The sequence below is a fragment of the Mesorhizobium sp. M7A.F.Ca.CA.001.10.2.1 genome, assembly GCF_003998575.1.
GTDB lineage: Bacteria > Pseudomonadota > Alphaproteobacteria > Rhizobiales > Rhizobiaceae > Mesorhizobium.
In genome coordinates this window covers 1-2,566 of sequence record NZ_RZQY01000778.1, presented here as the reverse complement: position 1 = coordinate 2,566, position 2,566 = coordinate 1, and the positions used below count along the sequence as shown (strand labels likewise).

2 protein-coding genes are annotated in these 2,566 nt (G+C 62.9%); both read right to left on the bottom strand.

The annotated features are described in order from the left end of the window. Nucleotides 1-753: ABC transporter permease (locus tag EN964_RS31550; protein WP_145968317.1), on the bottom strand; the 753-nt coding region annotated here is incomplete at its 3' end. A gap of 270 nt (nucleotides 754-1,023) precedes the next feature. Further along, nucleotides 1,024-2,457: a DHA2 family efflux MFS transporter permease subunit gene (locus tag EN964_RS31545; RefSeq protein ID WP_127273597.1), complete on the bottom strand. Its 1,434-nt coding sequence runs from the start codon at nucleotides 2,455-2,457 to the stop codon at nucleotides 1,024-1,026. Nucleotides 2,458-2,566 lie beyond the last annotated feature (109 nt).

Below are 2,566 nucleotides of genomic sequence, written 5' to 3'. Positions count from 1 at the left end.
GTCGTAGAGCAGCGTCGAATTGACGACGCGGGTGTTGATCGAATGCAGGCTCGCCGCCGTCAGCAGGCCGGCGACCAGTGCGACGAAAGCGGAAAGCACATAGCGCAGCACCAGCATCGGCCGCACCGGAATGCCGATGTTGCGGGCTGCAACCGGATTGTCGCCGGCGAAGTAGATGTAGCGGCCCCATTTGGTGTAGCGCAGGAACAGGAAGAAGAGGAAGGCGAGGCCGGCAAAGACGAACACCTCGACCGGAATATCGAGGAAGCGCAGGCCGCCGAGCAGCTCGACCCAGTGGCCCTGCGGCACCGGCACCGCATCCTGCGTGATCAGCTGCGAGCGCACATAGCCGAAGACGAAGGAGCCTGTCGCCAGCGTCACGAAGATCGCGGGCACATCGGCATAGGCGACGAGAAAGCCGTTGAGCAGGCCGATGGCCAGCACACCGGCCAGCACATAGGCGAAGGCCAGCCCGTCCGGCGTTCCCGAATTCAGAAGTTGCAGATACCAGGCGACAGACATCGCCATGATCGCCACGGCGGAGAGGTCGATGCCGCGTCCGATGATGACGACGGCCATGCCGAGCGCAAGGATGCCCAGCACCGACACGGAGCGGACGATGGCGACGAGATTGTTGGGATCGATGAAACCTGGCAGGCCTATGGCCGCTGCAACGAACAGCACCACCGCTATGGCAAAGACAATGCCTTCCTGATTCAGGCTCCTGAAATTCGGCCAGCCGATCGTGTTCATGTCTGCGTTTGCCCCGATGGCATCGCTGCCATCCCTGGGAAAGAACGCTAATCGGCCCAACGCCGGTTCGTCAAATGAATCCGCGCTCGGAACCCCGGCCGGCAGCGATATTTACCAAATGGACGCGTCGATTGCCGAAGCTGGCGCAATGCTCGGAAAACTCTGCACTTTTGGCAATTGCTTGCGCCATTGCCGCCACTCGCGAAAAGGCTGCACCAAGGCGAAAGGACAAGACGGAATTTATCTCCGCATCAGGCGGAAAAATCGATCTCAATTTCCCGGCGAGTGGCCGGAAACCTCCGCGCCCGCACCTGGCGGCAGCACGAGAAAACGCAACGCCGCCACCAGCCCGATGGCGCCGATCGCCAGGAAGGCCACTCGAAAATCCACAAGATCGAGGGCCGGCCGGTCCCTGGCGATCTGCGACAAATTGAGGATCGCCGCCGCCACCGCGACGCCGAACAGCATCGCCACCTGCTGCAGCATCGAGGACAGCGTCGCCGCCGAGCTTCGTTGCGCCGCATCGATGTCGGCGAAGGCCAGTGTGTTGAGCGCGGTGAACTGCATCGAGCGCGACAGGCCGGCGATCAGCATCAACGCCACCACCAGCGCTTGCGGCGTCTGCGGTGAGATCGCAGCACATGCCATGATCGCCGCCGAAGCGATCAGGCCGTTGACGACCAGCACCGACCGGAAGCCGAAACGGCGCAGCGTTGGTGTCGTCACCGTCTTCATGCCGAGATTGCCGAGGAAATAGGCCAGGATCATCAAGCCGGCATCGACGGACGAGAGGCCAAAGCCGACCTGGAACAGCAGCGGCAACAGGAACGGCGTGGCGTTGATCGCCACCCGGAAAATGGTGCCGGCGGCAAGCGTCGAGATGGCGAAGGTCAGCACCTTGAACGAGGAGAGATCGAGCAGCGGATGCGGCGCGCGCCTGAGATGCCGCACCGCCAGCCAGCCGATGACGATGCCGGCTACGACCAGCAGCACCGTCGGTAAAACGCCATCCTCCGGGTGCGCGATGCGTTCAAGGCCATAGAGAAGCAAGGCAAGCCCCGCCGATGTCAGGAAAAAACCCGGCCAGTCGAGCGGCTTGGGGTCGGCTTCGCGATCGCCCGGAATGAAGCGGGCGACCAGCACCAACCCGACCACGCCAAGCGGGATGTTGATGAAGAAATTCCAGTGCCAGGACAGATAGGTGGTGATGAAGCCACCAAGCACCGGCCCGATCACCGGCGCAAACAGCGCCGGCCAGGTGATCAGTGCCGTGGCGTTCAGCAGCTCCGACTTCGACGCATTACGCAGTACCAGGATGCGCCCGACCGGCGTCATCAGCGCGCTGCCGAGCCCTTGCACGACACGTGCGGCGACGAACTGGGTCAGGTTTTGCGAGACGCCGCAGGCAAGCGAGGCCAGGGTGAACAGGACGATCGCCAGCAGGAAGATGTTGCGTGCGCCGAACCGGTCGGCGAGCCAGCCCGACAGCGGCACGAATACGGCCATGGTCAGCATGTAGACGGTGATGCCGATGCTGATCGCCACTGCCGACACGCCGAAGGAAGCCCCCATCTGCGGCAGCGAGGTCGAGATGATCGTCGAATCCAGAAACTGCATGAAGAACGCGATGGCGACGATCAGCGCCACGCGCCGCGCATTGGTGGCCGTTTCGGGTAAGGTTGCGGTCTCGGGAACGGCTGTCATGACGGAACCGGTTTGAACAGCATCTCACCGGCGGCGTCCAGAGACCTCGCAACACACTTTCGTGTCCCGCCTTGGCCTGCTATGGGATGAACGGGGTGGCCGAGAAAAG

Coding starts and splice junctions, on each gene's coding strand:
- EN964_RS31545 (WP_127273597.1), bottom strand. CDS start 2,457: ATGACAGCCGTTCCCGAGACCGCAACCTTACCCGAAACGGCCACCAAT.